General features: G+C 64.4%; 8 protein-coding genes. 4 read left to right on the forward strand and 4 right to left on the reverse strand.

Going from position 1 to position 21,363, the window contains the following annotated elements; translation table 11 throughout:
• Nucleotides 1-32: 32 nt before the first annotated feature.
• The gene (locus tag MLB1_RS18775) at nucleotides 33-1,187 is read right to left on the reverse strand and encodes an alpha-hydroxy-acid oxidizing protein (RefSeq protein WP_180751363.1); all 1,155 of its coding nucleotides are present in this window, start codon (nucleotides 1,185-1,187) and stop codon (nucleotides 33-35) included.
• Between the two features lie 214 nt (nucleotides 1,188-1,401).
• On the opposite strand from MLB1_RS18775, the gene MLB1_RS18780 reads away from it, so the two are divergent.
• Nucleotides 1,402-2,841, forward strand: coding sequence for a SagB family peptide dehydrogenase (locus MLB1_RS18780; RefSeq protein ID WP_180751364.1), 1,440 nt, complete (start codon nucleotides 1,402-1,404; stop codon nucleotides 2,839-2,841).
• 4 nt (nucleotides 2,842-2,845) lie between these two features.
• Here the strand turns inward: MLB1_RS18780 and MLB1_RS18785 are convergent, their stop codons facing one another.
• The 3 genes from MLB1_RS18785 to MLB1_RS18795 are packed head-to-tail and all read right to left on the reverse strand — an operon-like array spanning nucleotide 2,846 to nucleotide 15,946.
• Nucleotides 2,846-6,322 (reverse strand): non-ribosomal peptide synthetase, encoded by a 3,477-nt coding sequence (locus tag MLB1_RS18785; RefSeq protein ID WP_180751365.1) that lies wholly within the window; start codon nucleotides 6,320-6,322, stop codon nucleotides 2,846-2,848.
• A 19-nt stretch (nucleotides 6,323-6,341) separates the two neighbouring features.
• On the reverse strand, nucleotides 6,342-10,910 hold the full coding sequence (locus MLB1_RS18790; RefSeq protein ID WP_180751366.1) for a non-ribosomal peptide synthetase: 4,569 nt from the start codon (nucleotides 10,908-10,910) through the stop codon (nucleotides 6,342-6,344).
• Nucleotides 10,907-15,946 carry a non-ribosomal peptide synthetase gene (locus MLB1_RS18795; RefSeq protein WP_180751367.1) on the reverse strand — a complete coding sequence of 1,680 codons (5,040 nt, stop codon included), beginning with the start codon at nucleotides 15,944-15,946 and terminating at the stop codon, nucleotides 10,907-10,909. The genes MLB1_RS18790 and MLB1_RS18795 overlap by 4 nt, the downstream gene beginning before the upstream one ends.
• Nucleotides 15,947-16,174: 228 nt before the next feature.
• On the opposite strand from MLB1_RS18795, the gene MLB1_RS18800 reads away from it, so the two are divergent.
• Genes MLB1_RS18800 through nbtC form a run of 3 tightly spaced genes read left to right on the forward strand, consistent with a single transcriptional unit; the run spans nucleotide 16,175 to nucleotide 21,346 of the window.
• Nucleotides 16,175-16,939 carry an alpha/beta fold hydrolase gene (locus tag MLB1_RS18800; RefSeq protein ID WP_180751368.1) on the forward strand — a complete coding sequence of 255 codons (765 nt, stop codon included), beginning with the start codon at nucleotides 16,175-16,177 and terminating at the stop codon, nucleotides 16,937-16,939.
• On the forward strand, nucleotides 16,936-18,261 hold the full coding sequence (locus MLB1_RS18805; RefSeq protein ID WP_180751369.1) for a polyketide synthase: 1,326 nt from the start codon (nucleotides 16,936-16,938) through the stop codon (nucleotides 18,259-18,261). Before MLB1_RS18800 ends, MLB1_RS18805 begins: the two co-directional genes overlap by 4 nt.
• On the forward strand, nucleotides 18,254-21,346 hold the full coding sequence (gene nbtC, locus MLB1_RS18810; RefSeq protein WP_180751370.1) for a nocobactin polyketide synthase NbtC: 3,093 nt from the start codon (nucleotides 18,254-18,256) through the stop codon (nucleotides 21,344-21,346). The genes MLB1_RS18805 and nbtC overlap by 8 nt, the downstream gene beginning before the upstream one ends.
• The last annotated feature ends 17 nt before the right edge of the window (nucleotides 21,347-21,363 follow it).

The raw sequence follows: 21,363 nt of genomic DNA on the forward strand, positions 1-21,363 counted from the left end.
AATGATGATGGGGAGTCAGCGAATCCTGGCGATCACACCACCCGCTGCACGGACAGCTCGTCGAGCGACAGGTAACAGTTGACCGCCATGGTCAGGTCGGCCTCCGCCAGTAGCGACTGGATGACGTGTTTGACACCATTGGTTCCGTCCAGCGCCAGCCCATAGACGTACGGTCGGGCGATCCCCACCAGGCTGGCGCCGAGAGCGACGGCCCGCAAGATGTCGACGCCATCGCGGATCCCGGAGTCGAACGTCACCGGAACCGAGCCGGCGGCCTCGACGGCCGCCGCGAGGCCATCGATGGCCGGTATTCCCCCGTTCGCTTGCCGCCCACCGTGATTGGAGTAGGCGACGGCATCGATACCGCGGTCGACGGCCTGCCGGACATCGTCGGCATCACAGATGCCCTTCAGGATGATCGGTAGATCGGTCAGCTCCCGGTAATGGTCGATATCCGCCCATGTCAGCCCGGGATGGCTGAACAGCGACGCCCACACCAGACCCGCATGCATCGGCATCAATTCCCCGGCGGAGCGTACTCCCGCGATTTCCAGGAAGCGGGGATCGGAAGTGTAGTTCGCCAGGCAGTGTCCGTGCAGCATCGGCAGGTACCCATGTTTCAGATCCCGGGGACGCCACCCCAGCGTGCCGGTGTCGAGAGTCACCGCCAGCGCGTCGTACCCCGCCGCCTCGGCACGTCGAATGAAGCTGTCGGTCAGCTCAGAATCCGATGACGGGTACAGCTGGAAGATTCCGTACGAATCACCGCGCTCGGCGGCGACCTCCTCAAGCGTGGCCGAGGAGAGCGTCGAATACATCGCGGGCACATCGAGCTCCCGGGCAGCGGCCGCGGTCAACAGATCGCCGCGGTCACGGACCGCACCCAGCACGCCGACCGGGCAGATGAACGCCGGGCTGGTGAGCTGCCGCCCCAGAAACGATGTCGACATGTCCCGAGTTGTGCGGTCTCGCAACATCCGTGGCACCAGCCCGTAGCGACGGAGTGCGGTGGCATTCGCGTCCTGAGTGTGTTCATCGCCTGCGCCACCGCGCACGTAGCCGAAGATTCCCTCGCCCAGCGTCTGCTCCGCACGGCTCTCCAACTCGGCAAAGTTGAACGGAAGAGTCGACACCTTGCCGAGCGCACCCGCCGCATAGAACTGGAGCTGGAAATCGCCGAAGTTCATCGAGCACTCCTCATTGTTCGGGCATTCGCTGGATGCTCAGCGTACTGGGCACTTTCGGCCTCATCCAGCACCATCGGCCGGGTGGCCGCGCATGCTCATCCGTCAGGTCGCACAGAATCCGCAGAGCAGGTAGCTCATGCATCCAAACGGCTGGCAGCAATCCACCCGTCCAGCAAATAGGACCCAAGTTAGGGGTACCTTACCGGGGTTCCTTATGATCGTCGGTGAAAACGCATACGCATTCGGCGTCGGCATACCGTCCGGAAGGCCTCCGTTGTCCGCTCTCACCTATCCTGCCGGGACCCGGTTCGCCCTACGTGACGGCGCAACGTGCCTCGTCACAGCCGCGGGCGCGATACTTCTGAACCCACCGCGCAACGAGAAACTCACCGGGCTCTCGCAACAGCAGCGGCGCGTGCTGAAAACTCTCAACAGCGGCCCCGCGACGCTAGCGGAACTGATAACCGATGCCGATAGCGACGCCATCGAGGCACTCGTCACGCGGCTACTCGAAGGTGGATGGCTGTCGCTGGCGGTCCGAGACGACAGACACGACCTCTATGCCGTCGAGTGCTTCGGCGTCCCCGGCCCCCAACCCAAAGATGCCGCACCGTCGGGCGTCCATCTGTCGAAATTCTCAGTACTGCATCGCGATTCACGCGGATACGTGCTGGAAAATCCGCTGAGCTGGTGCGATATCCGCATCCAGGATCTGCGCCTGCTCGCCCTGCTCGACGGCCCCGGACACGCTATCGCCGACCTGAGCGAGGATCTCATCGCGCGGTTCCAGGCCGATCTGCGCTGGGGCGGATTCGTCGTCTCCCACAGCGCTGAGGAAAACCACCAGTTCACCTCCGTCAGCTGGAACGCATCGGACCTGTGGTTCCACCGACGCAGCACCCTGGGGGAACGCACCATCACCTGGGACCACTTCGGTCCCACGAAATGGGCGAAGGGCAAGTTCCCGCAGCCGGCAGCGCGCAAACCCGACTATCCGGGAAGCCCGGTCGCGTTACCCGCCCCAGACCTGGCGGCTCTGCGCGCCGGGGATCCGACTCTCACCACGGTGATCGAGGACCGGATCTCGGTGCGCGCCTTCGATGACGCCAACCCCATTACCATCGAACAGCTTTCCGAGCTCCTGTATCGCACGGCTCGTACCCGTGGCGTCCGCTCGGAAAGCGAAGGCGAAGAACTCCTGTCCCGTCCGTATCCCTCGGGTGGCAGCGTGTACGAGCTGGAGCTGTATCCGGTGGTGCGCAACGTCGCAGGACTCGCACCGGGCATGTACCACTACGACTCCTTCGAGCACGTTCTGAGGCCCGTGGCCGATGCCGACTCCACCGCGGTGAAGCAGCTACTGAAATCGACCTCCGCGACGCTCGAGGGGGGCGCCGAACCACAAGTGCTGCTGGTGATGGCCGCGCGCACCGGGCGGGTGATGTGGACCTACGAGCAGGTCGCCTACTCGGCCATCCTCAAGCATGTCGGTGTTCTCATGCAGACCATCTACCTGGCCGCCACCGCCATGGGTCTGGGCGCATGCGCCCAGGGATTCGGGGATACAGCGGCATTCACCGCCGCCGCAGCCGTTCCGGAGCTGCAGGAGTGCAGCGTAGGCAGCATGGTGCTGGGTACGCCCGCGACCTCCTGACCGGTCAGGAGGTGCCCGCCAGGATTTCCTCATCGGTCATCGCCGCGATCTCCAGGTAGTGCCCCGCGACCACGGCCAGGCGGTCCGGCGTGCCGAGTTCGATCTCGCGCTGCTTGAGTCGGTCGGCAAGCCCGGCGACGGTACGGGTGGCAAAGAGGTCGCCGACCAGTGCGTGTTCGATTGACAGCCAGTCGCGCACGCGCGCGATTACCGTCGTGGCGAGCACCGAGTCACCGCCCTGGGCGAAGAAGTCGTCGTACACCCCAATGGATTCCACGCCCAGCACACCTGCCATCAGATCCGCGAGGGCTGTGTCGAGATCATCCCGGGGAGCCGAGTCGGTGCCGGCGGTGGCCACCTCTTCGAGCAGCGCGGTCACCGCTCCCCGATCGATCTTCCCGTTCGGGGTCAACGGCATCTGATCGAGGACCTCGACGCGGGCCGGGATCATGTAACCGGGCACCACATCGCCGAGCAACGCGGCATAATCTGCCGACTGATCCGGGGTACCCGACACCGCGGCAACGAGAATCGGCGCATCACCGCCGACGATGCCGGCGACGGCATGGCGTATGCCGGGCACCATCCGCAGCGCGCTTTCCACCTCGCCCAGCTCCACGCGATAACCGCGGATCTGCACCTGATGGTCCGCGCGGCCCAGGAATTCGATGGTTCCGTCCGGCCAGTACCTGGCCATGTCTCCCGTCCGATACCAGCGCAGTCCGTCGTACTCGACGAATCGTTCGGCGGTGCGTTCGGGGTCGTTGCGGTATCCGGCTGCAACATTGGCGCCGCCCACCCAGAACTCACCGGGCACCCAGTCCGGGCAGTCGCGACCCGCGGGTGACACCACCCGGCATCGGACGTTGCGCAGCGGCACACCGAAAGGCACTGTCGCCCAGTGCGCGGGCGGATCTCCCACCACCTCACAAATGGTGTTGTGAATGGATGTCTCGGTGGCTCCGCCCAAACCGGAGAACCTGCAACCCGGGACCTGCGCGGCGAGGCGGGTCGCCAGGTCAGCGCCCACCCAGTCACCGCCCAGGGTGACCGCCCGCAGCGAGTCGCCCAGGCCGTTGCCGCCGATCTCCAGGATCATGTCCAGCATGCTCGGCACACAGTTGAGGATCGAAACCTTGTGGCGCCGTAGCAGATCCACCCACGTGGTGGCCTCGGCACGCTGTGCGACATCGACCGCCACCAGCGATCCGCCGACCGAGAACATTCCGAAGATGTCATACACGGATGCGTCGAACTCCAGCGCCGAAAGCGCCAGGACCCTGTCGGTCGACCCGACATCGAACCATTCATTGACGGCATCGATGGTGTTCATCGCCCCACGGTGCAGCACGTCCACACCCTTGGGCGTGCCGGTCGAGCCAGACGTGAAGATGACATACGCGATCGCATCGGTCGGTGGAATGACCGGCGCAGCCAACGGCTCACTGTGGTGCCGGGCGGTATCGATGGACACCGACGGCACCGGAATATCAGCGCCCGAGGCGGTTATCGCCACCGCAACACCACCGGTTTCGAGGATGCTGGCCCGGCGACGGGCGGGCTGGTCAAATCCGATAGGGATGTACGTCGCCCCAGCGGCAAGCACGCCGAGCACGGCAAGTATCTGATCGCGCCCCTTGGGCAGCTGCACCGCCACCGCATCACCGGGCTGAACGCCCCGGGCCCGAAGCGCACCGGCCACAGCCAAGGCCTGCGCGGCCAGGTCGCCATACGTCCATGCCCCGTCCTCGTCACCGAAGCCCCACACCACCGCGGATGCGCCGGGGTACGTCTTCGCGAAATCGAAGAAGCCTTCATGCAGGCATCGGCCGCTCACCGGGCCGTCGGTCGCATTGACGGTTCGTCTGATCTCGGCCTGCGAGGCCGGAAGCCGCACGGCCGCATCGGCATTCCAGCCGTCGTCTCCGGTGCACAGCGCGGCCACCGCATCGGTGTAGCGCGCGAACATGGTGTCGACCATGCCCTCCGGGAAAGCTGATTCACGCACATCCCAGTTGAGCAGCAGGCCGCCGCGTACCTCAGTGACCTGCGCATCCAGCAGCACCTGCGGCCCTTGGGAAATGATCCAGACCGGTTCGCCAAAGGTGTCCATGACCGACGTGGCGAACAGCTCCCCCAGATTCAGCGCGCTGGTGTACACAACCGGCGCCAGCACCGGCTCACCACGGTGCCTGCCGAGATCACGGAGCACATTGAGCCCCGGGTACGCCGAATGCGCTCCGCTCTCATACATGCTGCGTTGCAAGGCGCGAGCCCGGTCGGTCACCGACATCTGGTCGGTGAGATCGACGTCCAGCATGATCGAGGAGGTGAAATCACCGATAACCCGGTCGATATCGGGGTGCACCGATTCACGATGGAATAGCGGGACATTCAGCAGGAAGCGGCTTTGCGCGGACCACCCTCCGATCGTCTCGGCGAAGACCGCGGCCATCGCCATCGCGGGGGTGATGCCGCGCTGGTGTGCGGCAGCCAGCAGCTGCTGCTTGGCCTGCGGTTCAAGCCAGTAGTCGTACCGGACGGTGCGGTGCGGTTCGGTACGTTCACTCACCGGCACGGTGGGCAGCTCCGGCGCACCCGGCAGGTCATCCAGCCGCTCGCTCCACCATTGACGATCACGCTCGCGCGCCGACTCATCACCGCGCTGCTCGGTACGATAACGCCGGTAGGTGTATCCCAACTCCGGTTGTGCGGCACCGTGGTACAGCGCCGCCAGATCGGACACCAGCACCCGGTAGCTCATCGCGTCACCGGCCAGCATGTCCACGTCCAGATGCAGCCGGCTACTCGTCTCGTCGCGCAGGGTCAGGGTGACATCGAGCACCTGGCCGTCCTCGATCGCCAGGCGCTGATGCGTCTTGCGCTCACGGAGCTCGGTCAGTGCCGCCTCGATCTCCTCGTCCGCACGTCCACGCAGATCCATCACGCTGAACACATCGCGCTCCGGGGCTGACAAGGTCTGCTGGGTGCCGTCGGGCAGAAACCTGGTGCGCAGCATCGGATGTGCCGCCACGAGCAGGTCGACCGCCAGCCGCAGCCGCTCGGGATCAATTGCTCCACCGTCGAACTCGACGTACAGGTGCGCGGCGACGCCACCGAGCTCCTGATCCTCCGAACGACCGATCCAATAGGCGTGCTGCATGGTGGCCAGCGGGAAGGGCGCATCCTCCGCCGTGTTTTCCGTGGTACCGGCGGCTGCTGCGATATCGTCACGGACGTCCGAGACCGGTTCCGCGCCGTCCCCCAACAGCGCATGCCAGGACTCGACCGACGGCTCGGCCGCAAGCTGCGCGAAGGTGATTCGGCTCCCCCGCTTGCGCCATCCACCGGCCAGCGTCATCATGCGGATCGAGTCCAGCCCGAGCGTGATGAGGTCGTCCACGTCCGAGATCTCCTGGGGGGTGAGCCCAATGAGGTCGGCGACGGTCGCCTTGATCTCGTCCCTGCTGATTGATTCCATCCGTGCTGTCTTCCTGTCGCTATACGTCGAGTGCCCGAGCCAGCGCGGCAACGCTCCGTTGCCACAGCCGCGCCAGCTGGTCGGCATCCGCCGAGGTGAAAAGGTTTGAGCTCCACTGCAAGTTGGTGACCAACTGCGGTCCCTCGGCGGTTGTCATCACCGCCGAACCGATGTTGATGGCGAATCGCAGCGGTAGATCCGGTTCGGAATCCGGAGGCACGGCGAGACTTCGCGAACCCGTGATGAGCGACCACGGCCGATCGTCGATACCGCTGATGTCCATCCGGCCCACGTAATTGAACTGGATCTGCGGGTCCCGCGCCGAAGCCAGCTCCACGCTGCGCTCCGCATAGCGAAGCAAACCGTAATCCAGTCCCTGATGCGGAATCTCGCTGATATGCGCGGCAACCGCACCTAAGAGCCGCCCGGCCGCAGCGCTGTCGTTCTCTGCCTGATCGACGTCTATGGCCACCTCACCGCCGCCCACGCGCACCGGATAGACGGTGGTGAACCAGCCGACGGTGCCGCTGGTGTCGGTGTCGAGCTCCGCATCGGCCCTGCCATGGCCCTCCAGCGAGACCAGGGTGCCCGCGGCCGGGTCCTGTCCGCGCTGCGCACGCCAGCTGGCCACCGTGACCGCCAGCGCCGCCAGCAGGAACCCGTAGACACCTTCGGGCTTGTTCAGCGAGGCCAGCAGGCGCGCGGTGATATCGACCGGTGTCGGTATCGCGGTGGTCTGCAAGGTCCCCCAGGTGTCGCGGACCGGGTCGGCGTGCCGCGACCCCAGCTCTGGATCGGCGCCCGAGACCTGTGCGCGCCAGTAGTCCCGCTGACGTGACACGTCCGCGCTCGAGGCGCGCTGCTGCATCAGCTGGCTCCACTGCCGATACGAGGTGAACTCCATGGGTGTCTTGGGCACTCCGCCGGATTCCACCGTGTGCCACGCATCTGCGAGGTAGCCCAGCACAATGTGCCAGGACACCACGTCCATCGCCAGGTGGTGGACGGTCAGCAGCAGGGCGTCGCCCGCCTCGGCGTCCGCGAGCCAGGTTGCCCGCATCATGGCACCCGACCACGGGTTCAGGGCGTCAAAGGCGTCCCGTGCCGCAGTGGTGATCGCGGCGTGAGTGGCTTCTCTCGCGGGCAGTTCCACTCGGCTGAGCACACTTTCGGCGCGCACTACCCCAGGTTCGCGGGTGACCACCCGAGGCCCGTCGGGGGTATCCACCAGCGTCGACCGCAACATGGCGTATCCATCGAGAAGCAGCTGGAGCATTTGCTCGATCCGTGGGCTATCAATACCCTCGGGCAGCCGGACAAGCACCGACAACGAGAGCCGACGGTAAGTTTCGCTTTCGTACATCCACGACACCACCGGCAGTGGCGGGACCTCGCCGTAGTCCGCTTCTCCGGCTAGGGAATCAACGATTTCGGATCGGTTGACCCGATCGGCTCGCTCGTCTATGAGGGCCGCGAGCTGCCGGATGGTGGGCGCGGCCAACACCATGCGCGGGGTAATCATCAGGTCGCGTTTACGCGCCTTGTTCACCAGCGAAATCGCGACAATGCTGTCCACCCCAAGGGAAAAGAAGTCTTCGTCGATACCTGGAGCGGTTCCGTCGAACAGTTCGGCACAGCACTCGCACAGAGCGCATTCGGTAGTGCTGCCTGGCTGCGCCGCCGCACCCTCAGCGGCACCGCCGGACAGGGCGTCCAGCGCGAGCCGCTCCAGCACATCGCCGTCCAGCTTGCCATTCACCGTGACGGGCAGCCGCTCAAGCACGACCAGCCGCGACGGCATCATGTAAGACGGCAACCGATCGGCAAGGCTCATCAGGGTCCGGGAGGAGTTGAATTCGGCCATTTCCTGTTGGGAAACAACAAAACCCACGAGAGTCGCGCCGCCCGCGCGGCGCACCACGGTCACCGCGGCGGTCTGTACGCCCGGTTGTAGACGCAACGCAGATTCGATTTCGCCGACCTCGACCCGGTAGCCGCGGATCTTCACCTGAGAGTCGGCCCGGCCTAGATACGCGAAACCTCCGTGCGGCAGGCGGCGCACCAAGTCGCCCGTCCGGTACATGCGCTGACCCGGCCGCTGCGGATCGGCGACAAAGGCGCCCGCCGTCACCGCGGGCTTACCCGCATATCCGCGGGCCAGTTGGGCACCGGCGAGATAGAGCTCACCCACGGCACCGTCCGGTACCGGCCGCAGCCGCGAATCCAGGACGTACCCGGCCATCCCCTGATTGGGCGTTCCGATGGTGGGCTCCGAATAGTCCTTCACCGGTGCGACAACGGCTTCTACCGTCGTCTCGGTGGGGCCGTAGCAGTTGTAGACGGCAGTACCGCTCAACGAACGCAGCCGGTTCCACAACGCTGTCTCGATAGCCTCGCCGCCCAGCGCCAACACGGGAAGCTCCCGATCGAGCAGCCCCGCGGCGGACAACTGAGCCAGCATCGACGGCGTGGTGTCGATCATGTCGATACCGTGCTCGGCCATGCCGTGCACCAGTCGGTGCGCATCCCGCATGGACTCGGCGTCGAACAGATGTACAGTGTGCCCGTCCAGCAGACCGATCATCGGCTGCCATGAGGCGTCGAAGCTCAACGACCAGGCATGGGCGATCCGAAGCTTGCGCCCGAGCCGCGCGGTGGCCGGTCGATACACCCGATCACGATGGTCGGCAAAGTAACTCATCAGCGCACCGTGCGTGCCGATGACACCCTTGGGCTCACCGGTCGAGCCGGAAGTAAAGATGAGATATGCGCTCTGCTCACGGTGTCCGCCGGCGGTAGGAACCGTGGCGGGGCGCCCGGAAATACGCTCGATACTCACCGGCTCATCGAGCACCAGAACGGGATATCCCCCGCCGGCGATGTCGCGATGCTCGCCGACCGTGATGATGAGTTTCGGATCAGACTGACGCAGAATCGATTCGATGCGTGCCGCCGGTAGTCCGATGTCCACGGGAACATACGCGGCACCCGCGGCCAGGACCGCAAGAATAGCGACGACTGCATCGGCGGAGCGTGGAAGTACCAGGGCCACAGTACTTTCTGGGCCGATATCGTGGGCGCCCAGTTCGGCCGCCAACCGACTCGCATCGGCATGCAACTGCGCGTAGGTGTAACGCTTGTCGGCCTCCGTCGACTGCACCGTGAGCGCAAGACCATCGGGATTCTCGGCCGCCTGCGCCGCGAACAGCTCCCACACCGAAGCGGCCGACGGGTCGGCCGCCGAGGGCGTGACGACGATCTCGGCGCACTCACGCGCAGTCAACACGTCGAGCGCATCCGGTGTCCGGTCACCGATCTCCGGCAGCTGACGTAGCACCGAGATCACGCGTTCGCCGATGCTGGCACCCGAAACATGCGGTATCGCCTCGGGAATTGCCTCGATGAGCACCAGCAGCGAGTCTCCGTGCATGTGCGAGACCACGGTCAACGGATAGTGAGCCAGGCTTTCCATCTCAACTGGACGGAAGCGAGCGCCGTCGGCCATCTCGACAGCCTGGGCCGCATCGCCAATCGGGGCGTTCTCGAAGACAAACAGGGTGTCGAACAACGCGGCGCTGCCCTCGCCCCGTTGCAGCGCAGACAGGCTCAGATACCCGATATCGCGCATCGCCGCCGCTTCGCGCTGCAACTGTGCGCACTGCTCGATCACCGAAGTCGAGTAGTCGATGTGATGCACCATCGGCACCGAATTGATGAAGAGCCCGACCATCCGTTCCACATCGGGTAGTTCCTTGGGCCGTCCGGACACGATGGTGCCGAACACCACATCCGTGCGGTCGGTCAGCCTGCCGAGCACAAGCGCCCACGCGAACGCCGTTACGGTGTTGAGGGTGAGCCCATTCACGGCCGTCCACTGGCGAAGCCGCACGGTTTCCTCTGGGGTCAAAAGGAATTGCGACTTCTGGGGCACGCTGTCGTGCGCGGCGACGACACCGTCGGCAAGCATGAGCGGCCCGGACACGGTGCTCAGGTAGCGCGTCCATCGCGCGGTCGCCGCGGCAGTGTCCTGCGCGTTGAGCCATGCGATGTAATCGCGGTAGGGCCGCACCGCCGGCAAGCCGTCGACAGACCCGTCTGCCTGATAGGCCGCGAGGAGCTCACTGAAGAAGATGGCGATCGCCCAGCCGTCCATGAGGATGTGGTGGGTGGTGACGATCATTCGGTGCCGTGATTCGCCCGGGACGTTGAGCAAAACGATACGGATCGCCGGCCCCTTGCCCAGGTCGAACGGGCGGCGCCGCTCGCTCAGCGCGATATCGTCGAATTCCTTTGGCTGTGCCTCATGTTCCTCCCACGGAATGTCCGCGTGAGCAGGCACGATCTGCACAGGTTTGGGCAGCCCGCGGTCCCAGAAGGCGGCACGCAGATTGGGATGCCGCGTCAGGAGTGCCTGAGCGCTGCGGTGTAGCAGATCGACATTGAGACCACCGTCGATATCGGCGACGAACTGCATGCTGTACAGATCGACGCTCTCGTCGGCGAGCTGGGACAGCGCAAAGAAGCCCTCCTGCAAGGGACTCAGCGCCAGTACATCCTCGATCTGGGGCTGCTGTTCGGTTCCCGTCATGGCTGCGCCTGCCACGACGCGGTGAGCTCAGCGAGCGCCTCGGCACTCAAACCCGAAGCACTCATCGGAGCACTGGACTCTGCTGAACTTTCGATACCCGAATTCTCTTCTGTCGCAACCTGGTCAGCGGAATCGACGGCGCCCGCCAGCTGAGCGATCGTCGCACATTCGAACACCATCTGCGGGGTCATCGCCAGCCCTCGTTCGGCGGCGCGGGTCGACCATTGGATGGAGATGACGCTGTCGCCGCCAAGAGCAAAGAAGTTGTCCTCAGGGTCGATATCGCTGATCTCCAGCAGTTCCTCCAGGATGGCGATGAGAGCGAGTTTGGTCTCCTCGGACCCCTCATTTACCGGCGCCGCGATACGTTCGTGCGCGGCGGCCGGCGGAGCCAACAGCCGTTCCATGGCATCCGCCGGTAGCAGCGCGATCTCGGAAACCCGTAGGTCCTGATCGATCGCGAACGCATCGAACGCCGCATCCAGTGCACGTGCGATCAGGCGGGTGGTCTCGGGGTCGTACAGATCGGCGTTGGCAACCACCGACACGTCGAGCCCGCCCGACGGGGTGACGTTCAGCGCGAAGTTCAGATCCAGATAGGAGACGTCCACCTCCATGGGCAGCGGTACCAATGAGATCTCGCCGGACCCGGTCAGATCTCGCGCTTCCGTTCCCCAATCCGCGCCACGGAAATTGACCATGGTCTGGAACAAGGGATTCCAGGAAAGCGAACGCGGCGGATTGATGGCCTCCACCAGTTTCTCGATCGGCAGTTCCTGGTGTGCATGCGCGTTGAGCGTGGCATCACGGCTCCGCTTCAACACCTCGCGCAGTGTCGGATCCTCAGACAAATCGTTCCGTAACGCCACCATGTTGGCAAATAGCCCAACAAGATTCGCGACATTCGGGTGTACTCGGGCGGCAACCGGGCTACCGATCACGATGTCCGTGCCGCCGCCGAGGCGATGCAGAACGGCGGCCAGTGCCGCCTGGTAGACCATGAATTCGGTGACACCATGCTGCTCGGCCATCCGAGTCAGTGTCTGCCTGCGCTCGGGCGGCACGGTGAATCTCTCTACCTCACCGCGCTTTCCGAGGATCTGCGGCCGAGCGCGATCGTGTGCCACCGCAATCTCGATCGGCACGCCGGCCAGCAGCTCACGCCAGCACGCGACCTCCGCCTGCCCGAACTCGCTACCGGCGCCGAATGCAGCACGCTGCCACAAAACATAGTCCGCGTATTGCACCGGTTGCGGATCCCACTGTGGTGTCTGTCCCGCGATGCGGGCGCGGTACGCGGCCACCAGATCATCGACGATCACGGTGAACGAGACGTGGTCCACCACCAGGTGGTGCACGGCCAGGGCCAGCACGTGCTCCTCGGCACTCAATTCGACAATGGAGGGACGGAACAGCGACTCCGACTCCAGCCCGAAAATATGGTGTCGCAGCTCCGCCAGGGTGTCCGCGAGGTTCTCCGGATCGGTCCGGAGGATCGGGACCGACAGCTCTCGCGACGGATGCACGATCTGGTACGGCCCGCCCTCATGAATCGCAAAGTTGGTGCGCAACGTCTCGTGACGGGCGACCAGGTCGTTGAGGGCCGCGATCAACGCGGGTGTCTGCAAGGGACCGTCCAAGCGCAACGCCAGCCACATGTTGCCGATATCGGTTACACCCTCCATCTGGCACTCGAACCACATAGACAGCTGGGACGAGGACAGTGGGAGACGCTCCGGACGCACGGTTTCGACGAGATCCGGACGACCGTCTTGGGGGGCGACCTCCATATCGTCGGAGTCATCGAGGTCCAACTCGTCGAGCTCGATCTCGAACTCCTCGCGGAAGTACGTCACGAGGTGCTCGGCGAGTCCTGCCGGAGTGGGACTGTCGAAAACCGTGCGCACCGTGAGGTCGATGCCGAACTGAGCGCGGATCTGTGCGACGAGGCGCGCGGCCAGTAGCGAATGGCCACCCAGCTCGAAGAACGAATCATCGACACTGACCGCGTCACGCCCGAACAAGTTGGAGAAGATCGAACACATTCGGCGTTCGGTGGGCGTAGTCGGGGCTAGAAATACCCTCTCCGCCATTGCGTCTGGGGCGGGTAGCGCTCGCTTATCCAGCTTGCCGCTGGTGGTCAGCGGAATCTCGGGAATGACCGTGAATGCGCTGGGCACCATGTACGCCGGCAGCATTTCCTGAGCGCGAGCGCGCAATTCGTCCAAGTCGATCTCTGCGGTGGGCCCGTCGGCAGCGGGCACGACATAGGCGGCCAACATGGGACCCACCTGCGCATCCTCCACGACGGTGACCACACAGCGACCGACTCGCGGATCGGCGCCGATAACCCCTTCTACCTCACCCAGCTCAATGCGGAATCCGCGGACCTTAACCTGCTCATCGGCGCGGCCGACAAACTCGAGTTGGCTGGAGACATTGCGGCGCACCAGATCACCGGTGCGGTACAGCCGACCTCCGGGACTGAACGGGTCGGCTACGAACCTCTCCGCCGTGAGCACGGGCCGGCCGCGATAACCGCGGGCCAGCTGCGCGCCGCCGAGATACAACTCGCCGACGACGCCGGCAGGCACCAGCTCGAGCGTCTCGTCCAACACGTAGGCGTAGACGTTTCGATTCGGAAGGCCTATCGGCACGACCGAATTACCCTGGGGGCCTTCAACAGGCATGTACGTCGAACACACCACGGCCTCGGTGGGCCCGTAGTGATTCCTCAGCTCCACGTCGAACATGAGGGCGAACTTGTCCGCTACCTCGCCGGGAAGCGCTTCACCACCGACGGGGATGTGCCGCAGCCCGCGCAGCTCACGGGCCTCGGGCATCAACATCACCGAATTGAGCAGGGATGGCACCATGTGCAGCACCGTCACGCCCCGACGCCGAACCAGATCGATCACATAGCCGATATCGGAGAACGGATTTGGCTTCGGAACAACGACCTGCGCCCCCAAGGACAAAGGGCACAGAATGTCGGCCAGCGAGGCATCAAAGCTCACCGAGGTCGACTGCAGCATCCGATCCTCAGCGGTCATGCTCCAGTCAGCCGTGAAGGACACCACGTGCTCGGCGATCGCCGCATGCGCAACGGCAACGCCCTTGGGTCGTCCAGTGGACCCCGAGGTGTAAATCACGTACGCCACGTTCTCGGGTAGCAGCGGGCGCAACCGATCGGTGTCAACAACCGCGGAATCGGGAAGGTCGGCGGCCTTCTCCTCGGCTGCCTGGAACTCCCGGGCGCCCAACACCATCCGGGGCCTCGCATCGGTGGTCAGATACTCGATGCGCTCCTCGGGAAGCGCAGGGTCAATGGGCATGTACGCGGCGCCAGATTTGAGGACCGCGAACATCGCAACGATGAACTCGACCGATGTCGACATCTGGAGGGCGATCACATCCTCGGTGCCAACCCCTTGCGCATTGAGCCACCGTGCACAACGGTTCGCGCGACGGTGCAGCGCGTCGTACGTGAGTTCCACCTCATCGGATACCACCGCCAATGCATCCGGTCTCTCCCGAGCGGCCACCTGAAGAACATCTACGAGCGTCGCGCGCGGAACATCGGACAGCACTCCGTGCGACTGTGCCAGCACGGCCGAACGCTCCTCGGCACCAAAGGGGTCCAACAGTGAGAGTGGTTCCTCCGGGCGAGTCAGGCCATCCTCAAGCAGCCGCCCATAGTGTGCGAGGAGCTGATCTGCCAGCCACTGTGGTAACGCATCGGTCTGGTATTCGATCTCAACCACAGTGCCAGTCGAGTCCGTCGCAATCGCCAGAGCCAGTGGCACTTGCGCGGCACCCGCATCGAGGTCGAGTCGGGTGGTATCCACGCCCGCCAGTCGATATCCGTTGGGGTCCTTGCGCATACTGAAGCCGAGTCGCACCAGCTCATCCAGTCCATCGCGGCCGGCGCCGCGGCTCGGATTGACCTCGCGCACCACCTCGTCGATTCCGATGTCCTGGTGCCCAAAGGCTCCCAGGCACGCCTCGCGCACAGCGGCCACGTATGCGGCAAAACCCGCCCTCGGATCCACCCCAGCTCGCACCAGCACCGTGTTACCGAAATAGCCAATTGCCTTTTCCGCGTTGGCCTTGCGCTCCACTACTGGGATAGCGATCAGGAAATCGGTTGCCGCTGTGTATCGATGAACAAGCGTTCCGAAGGCCGCCAGCAGCACCATGAACGGCGTCGCCGAGTGCGCTCGGGCAAACTCCTCCATCCGCGTCGCAGTCTCGGCGGACAGCGGAATCGCTCGTCGCCGCGCAGTTCGCGAGGTCAGGTTTGACGACGACGAGCCTGGGAGGTCCAGGTGCTCCGGAAGCGGCGTCAGGGATTGACGCCAGTAGTCGATGCCGACGTCCGATGACCGAGCGGCGGCCGCCCCCACGACCATGAACTGAGGGGCGTCACCCTCAATCGGGCGGGCGTTGTAATACTCGCTCAGCTCGGCGAAGAACACCTCCCAAGAGTTGTCATCGAAGCTGATGTGATGCACCACCAACAGCAGAACGAAGTCCTGCTCACCCATACGGAGCAACGTGACCCGTAGCGGCAGGTCGACAGTCAGGTCGAACGGACGGCCGAGCTCACGGCCTGCCAGAGCTTGGATCTCACGCTCGCGCGCACCCTCCTCAAGATTCCCTAAATCTATAGTGGTCCAAGGAAGTTCGACATCCTCGGCGAAGACCTGATATGGCTCTCCGGCGGCGTCGACACCATAGGTGGTGCGCAGGATATCGTGCCGCCGGATAATCGCCGCGAAGGCATCCCGCAGCCGAATCTCGTCGAGAGAACCTCGCATCCGGTGCGCGACACCGACGTTCAGCGTGGTATCTGCCTCATCCTTGGTCTGCAGAAACCACATACGCCGCTGACCTGGTCCGAGTTCGCGTCGATCGCCCGCTTGGACTCGCGGGGCCGCATCGGTGGCGGCCTGTGCCTCGACGCCGCTTTCGGCAAGCCGTTTGCGCAGCAGCTCCCGCCGGCGGTCCAGTGCGGACAACTGATCTCCACTCACCGAGCACCACCACTCAGGACGAAAGCCTGGAATCCGAACGACTCCGCGCGCATGAAATGAACCACCTCAATCTAGGAACTATGCCTAGCCTTACCTTAATGTCTGTCGGCAGCAGCGGGTGACGCCCCATCGATGCCGTCAATCACCACGCCCCGGACGCGGGCCACATACCCGCAGCAAGTTACGTTAGGCTAATCTAACTATCTGCAAGTTGGAAGGAATCTCGACGTGGATCGCAAACTCGGATGGATCAGGCAGTTCCATAAGCCGGAGTCACCCGATGCGCCATTACTACTGTTCTTTCCTCATGCAGGTGCTGGCGCTTCGGCATATCGCACACTCTCGAAAGCTGCTTCAGCAAATTTTAATGTGGTGATATTTCAGTACCCCGGGCGCCAAGATCGCGCGGGTGAGCCGGCCCTGCCGACCCTCCCTGATATTGCGTCGGGAGCATTCGCCGAGTTCGAGTCATCGGAATACAATCGCGGCCTTCCGATCCATACGTTCGGCCACAGCATGGGCGCGGTGGTCTCCTTCGAGTTCGTCCGACTGGCAGAGGCCGCCGGACTGGACGTGCGTCAACTGACCGTCTCCTCGGCGGTGGCGCCGGCCAATATCGCTGACAAGCCCGCCCTGCCGACCGACGATGACGCGGTACTGGCGCATATGGGCGCCCTCGACGGTACGAATTCCGCGATCATGGGCAATCTCGACGTCATGCGGATGGCACTACCGGTCATGAAGGGTGACTACCGGGCCTTCAACGCGTACGAATGCACCGAGGAAGTCAAGGTTGCGGCACGTATTCATTCGATCGGTGGGGATCAAGACCTCATGATCACCATGCGCGACCTTTACTGCTGGGGCAAGCACACCAACGAACTCGAAGTGACGTTGTTCGATGGCGGACATTTCTTCCTGAACTCCCAGACCGAGGCTCTGGCTGAGCTGCTGGCCGCGAACGCAGCCCGCCCGAACTCGCTGCAACGATGAGCGTCACCGACGCCGATCCCGTTGTCATCTCCGGGATGGCGATCGAAGTACCCGGCGGAATCAACACCCCCACGGCATTTTGGAATGCCCTTGCCGACGGCCGTGAGCTCATCGGCCCCTTTCCGCGCGATCGCGAGTGGCCTATCGATGAGCTACTATCACTCTCCAATCTCGAGGGTTGGGGGCATGTCTCCGATGCAGGCGGGTTCCTCACCGACGCAACTGTTTTCGATCCTGCCTTCTATGGATTTACGCAACGCGAGGCCCTCACCGTAGACCCGCAGCAGCGTGCCGGAATGCGGGTCGCCTGGCGGGCGCTGGAGAACGCCGGTATCAACCCGGGCGATCTAAACGGCGCCGAGGCTGGATGTTTCATCGGTGCCTCACCCAACGAGTACGGCCCACGCGTGGGTGAAATGACCCCCTATACCGGTCACCGCGCGGTGGGCACCGGACAGCTCGGCGTCGCGGGCAGAATTTCGCATGGCCTGGGCCTCGTCGGGCCGTCGATGTGTGTCGACTCGGCATGCGCATCATCCTTGGCGGCAGTGCACGTCGCCGCATCCGCGGTACGTGCTGACGAATGCGATTGGGCTCTGGCAGGCGGCGTCTGTGTCATGGGTTCCCCCGGCGCGTTCTACGAATTCTCCCGGCTCCACGCACTCGACCCCGATGGGCACTGCCGCTCGTACTCCGATGAGGCCAACGGCACCCTCTGGGGCGAAGGCGTGGGAATTGTTGTGCTGGAACGTGAATCACGCGCACGCGCCCTGGGGCACCGGGTGTACGGGCGCATCATGGCCATCCGCACCAATCACAACGGCGGGGGTAAACCCATCCTGGTGCCACGCGGGCGCGCCCAGGCAAAACTGGTCGCAGCGACCATCGCCGCCTCCGGCGTCGATCCCGCCGATATCGGGATGCTCGAAGGACACGGCACCGGCACTCGCGCCGGCGATCCGCTGGAGATCATGGCGCTGCAGAGCACATACGGAGCCGGAGGCTCCAACGCACTGCTGGGATCTGCGAAATCCAATGCCGGACATGCACAATCGGCGGCGGGCATGGTGGGTCTGATCAAACTGCTGTTGGCCGGTCAGCACGGGCACGTCCCACCGACCCTGTTCGCGGATAACCCCACCACCAAGGTCGACTGGTCGATGACCGGGATCCGCCTGGCCACGAAGCTGCACCGCTGGGAGCCGAAGAACGGCATCCGGTACGGCGCTGTCTCCTCCTTCGGGGCCGGGGGCGCCAACGCGCACGCCATCATCGCGATGCCCGCCAGCGATGCAGTGGGAGAGGACGGCGACGATGTCTAGCCACCGCTTACCCGACGGCACCACCCCCGTCCTGCTCTCCGCGGACACCCCAGAGGTATTGCGCCGGGAAGCCTCGGCGCTCCTCGCGTACGTGCTTGACCACCCGCGAATCGCCCCGAATCGCATTGCGGGCATGATCTTTCGAACCCGGGCCGCGCGCCGGTATCGTGCGCTGATCACCGTCGAAGACCACGATCAACTGGTAGCCGCCCTGCGGGCCGTGGTTACTGGCGCGAACCACCCCCACGTGGTCCGCAATGCCGAGCCCGCGACCTCTCGCCGGCGCGGATTCGTGTTCCCCGGGCAGGGCGGACAACGTCCGGGAATGGGAAGACTCTTCTACGATCGGTTCCCCGATTTTCGCGACGAGGTTGACCGCTGCTCGGAACTGTTCGGCACGCAGTTCGGCCGTTCACCGCTGAATTATCTTCTCGATGAGCACCTTCCCGCCGATGACAGTGCACGTGTCGTCCAGCCCGCGCTGTTCACTCAGATGGCAGGCCTGGCCGCACTGTGGCGTTCGGTGGGTGTCACCCCGGATGTCGCGATCGGACACAGTCAGGGTGAAATAGCCGCGGCGTATGTCTCCGGTGCCATGTCCCTTGCCGACGCGGTGACTGTGGTGGGCACACGGGCCCGGATCGCGGATGAATTCCCGGCAGACGATTACGTCATGGCGGTGATCGCTGCCGATCGCGACGCCTGCGAGGAACTCCTTGCCCGGCAATCGGGTTGGGCCGAACTCTCGGTGATCAACTCCCCCTCGATGGTGGGAATCTCGGGCCAACGCGAGACGGTCCAGCAGATTGTCGAGCGCCTCACCGAAGACGGGGTCTTCGCGCGGATCATCCCGGTGCGATACCCGGCGCACACCAGCATGATCGCCTCTATCGGTGCCAAGATTCGCAAGGCACTTGTCGAAAGTCTCGGCGTCAGCGAGTTCGCCGCCTCTGAAATCGATTGCATCGGATCAACACTCGGCGCACCGATTACCTCTGAGGTGCCCGTGGATCAGTATTGGTTCTGGAACCTGCGCAATATCGTCCGCTTCGATCGTGCCATCGCGACCGCGGTGACGGCGCAGGTCGACACCTTCGTGGAGTTGGCCGAACACCCCACCTTGCAGCTGGCGATCCGCGAGAACCTCGCGGCTCTGGACTCCGAACGCACCGCGTGCGTGGTGGGCACATCCACCCGGACCGCAACGGATCTTGCCGAGTTCACCGCCAATCTCGCGAACCTCGCCGTCCACGATCTCAACTACAACTGGGACGCACTGCGCACCGAGACATCCGAACCCGTATCGCTGCCGCTGCGCGAGTTCCCGAATGTTCAGAACAACGACGTTCCGCTCTGGCTGTCGTACCGCTGGGCGAACAGCGGGGTTTCCGTTATCAAGCAGCCCCCCGTCACGCTGGAAGCCGATCGCCCGGCAGACCATGTCGACCCTCCGGCACATCCTCGGCTACTGCGCGAGGCCTGGACCAAGGTGACCCGGCGTTCGATGATGCCGCCAAGGTCCTACGGATTCATCGACGCCACCGGCGAGGCCGGGGCGCTCACCGAGGCACTCCGCGAGGGTGCATCGGATTTCGGTTCAACGGCCCACATCATCGGCAACGCAGCGGTATCCGGTACCGGCGACGCCGACACGGTGGTGATCGTGCTACCCGCTGCGGGACAACTGGATGATCCCGGTGCTGCCGACGCGGTGGCACAGTTCTTCGGCGATCGCACATGGTGGCCAGAGTTATCGAGCTCCGTGACCGGATGCTGGATTGTCACGGTCGGCGGCGAAGAGGTCGCTAGCGCAGACACGTCGTCGCATCAGGTGCATGCCGCGGTCGCCGCCGGATTCCGCTGCATGGGTGCCGAGCATCCAGGGGTTGCCTTCCGGCATCTGGACCTCATGCCCGATATCGCGCACCCGGACAGTGCCAGCGTCGTCTTGGCCGCCCTGCAATCGGCCGGAGAATCGGAGTTGGCGCTCCGGGCAGACGGCATGTACGCCAAGCGCATCCTGGACGCCGGCCTGGACGATGACAGCGAAACTGCCACTGCGGTACCCGATCACGTCGTGATCACCGGGGGCACCGGAAAACTCGGTCAGGAATTCTGCGAGCACTATGCCCGCCTGGGTACCCGGGATATCACCCTGATTAGCCGTTCCGGCGAGACAACCGCGGTGGCCGGACGGCTCGACGCCATCCGGCGCGGCACCGGTGCCGTGGTCCGTGTGCTCTCCTGCGATGTAACCAATGCGTCCGCCGTCGCCGAGCTCGCCGATGAGCTGCGCGAATCACCCACGGACCTGATCATCCATGCCGCAGTGGACTATTCGGATGTTCCGCTCACCGAGGTCACCACCGAGAAGTTCCAACAGGCGTTACGCGCCAAGGTCGGGGGCATCACGAATGTTCTCGACACCCTGCCCCGTACCGATTCCTGCCGCGTCATGTTGTGCTCATCGCTGGCAGCGACGATCGGCGGCAAGGGCCAGCTGATGTATGCGGCGGGCAACCGGATGCTGGACGTGATCGCGGCCCGTCAACGTTCCGCCGGGCTGGATTGCGTATCCGTGCAGTGGGGCCAATGGACCGTGCACCTCGATCTCGATGACACGGGTATCGCGAAACTGGCCGCCGCGGGGGTCCATCCGATGCGGCCCGCCGATGCCCTTGCCGTCGGGATGAGACGACACACCGGCAACACCCTGGTCGGAGCGTTCGACCTCACGCAGGCACGCGAAGTGCTGGGTGTGTTCGGGTACGGACCATTGCTCTCCGAGCTTGTGGACAACAGCAGGCCGGTAGCGCACACCGAGATCATTCGGCCCGCAGCGGTGGCGCCCGAGAACCGCTCCGGACATCTGGTGCAGTTGCTCGCCGAGGTCATCGGTGCCGACCACGCCGACTCCATCGACACTGCCATGCCCATGGTGGCGATGGGCCTGGATTCATTGCAGGCACTGGAGTTTCGACGGCGTGTGCAGGCTGAACTCGACTTTGAGCTGCCGGTACAGGATCTACTCGGCGGCGCCTCCGTAGATCACGTCATCGAGGTGCTGTCGGCCCAGACACGCTGACCTATGCCCAACAAACT

It is taken from the genome of Mycobacteroides sp. LB1 (assembly GCF_013449725.1).
Lineage (GTDB): Bacteria > Actinomycetota > Actinomycetes > Mycobacteriales > Mycobacteriaceae > Mycobacterium.

Bases quoted from the DNA above. Each gene is read 5' to 3' on its own strand.
- MLB1_RS18775 (WP_180751363.1), bottom strand. From the start codon at position 1,187: ATGAACTTCGGCGATTTCCAGCTCCAGTTCTATGCGGCGGGTGCGCTC.
- MLB1_RS18780 (WP_180751364.1), top strand. From the start codon at position 1,402: ATGATCGTCGGTGAAAACGCATACGCATTCGGCGTCGGCATACCGTCC.
- MLB1_RS18785 (WP_180751365.1), bottom strand. From the start codon at position 6,322: ATGGAATCAATCAGCAGGGACGAGATCAAGGCGACCGTCGCCGACCTC.
- MLB1_RS18790 (WP_180751366.1), bottom strand. From the start codon at position 10,910: ATGACGGGAACCGAACAGCAGCCCCAGATCGAGGATGTACTGGCGCTG.
- MLB1_RS18805 (WP_180751369.1), top strand. From the start codon at position 16,936: ATGAGCGTCACCGACGCCGATCCCGTTGTCATCTCCGGGATGGCGATC.
- nbtC (WP_180751370.1), top strand. From the start codon at position 18,254: ATGTCTAGCCACCGCTTACCCGACGGCACCACCCCCGTCCTGCTCTCC.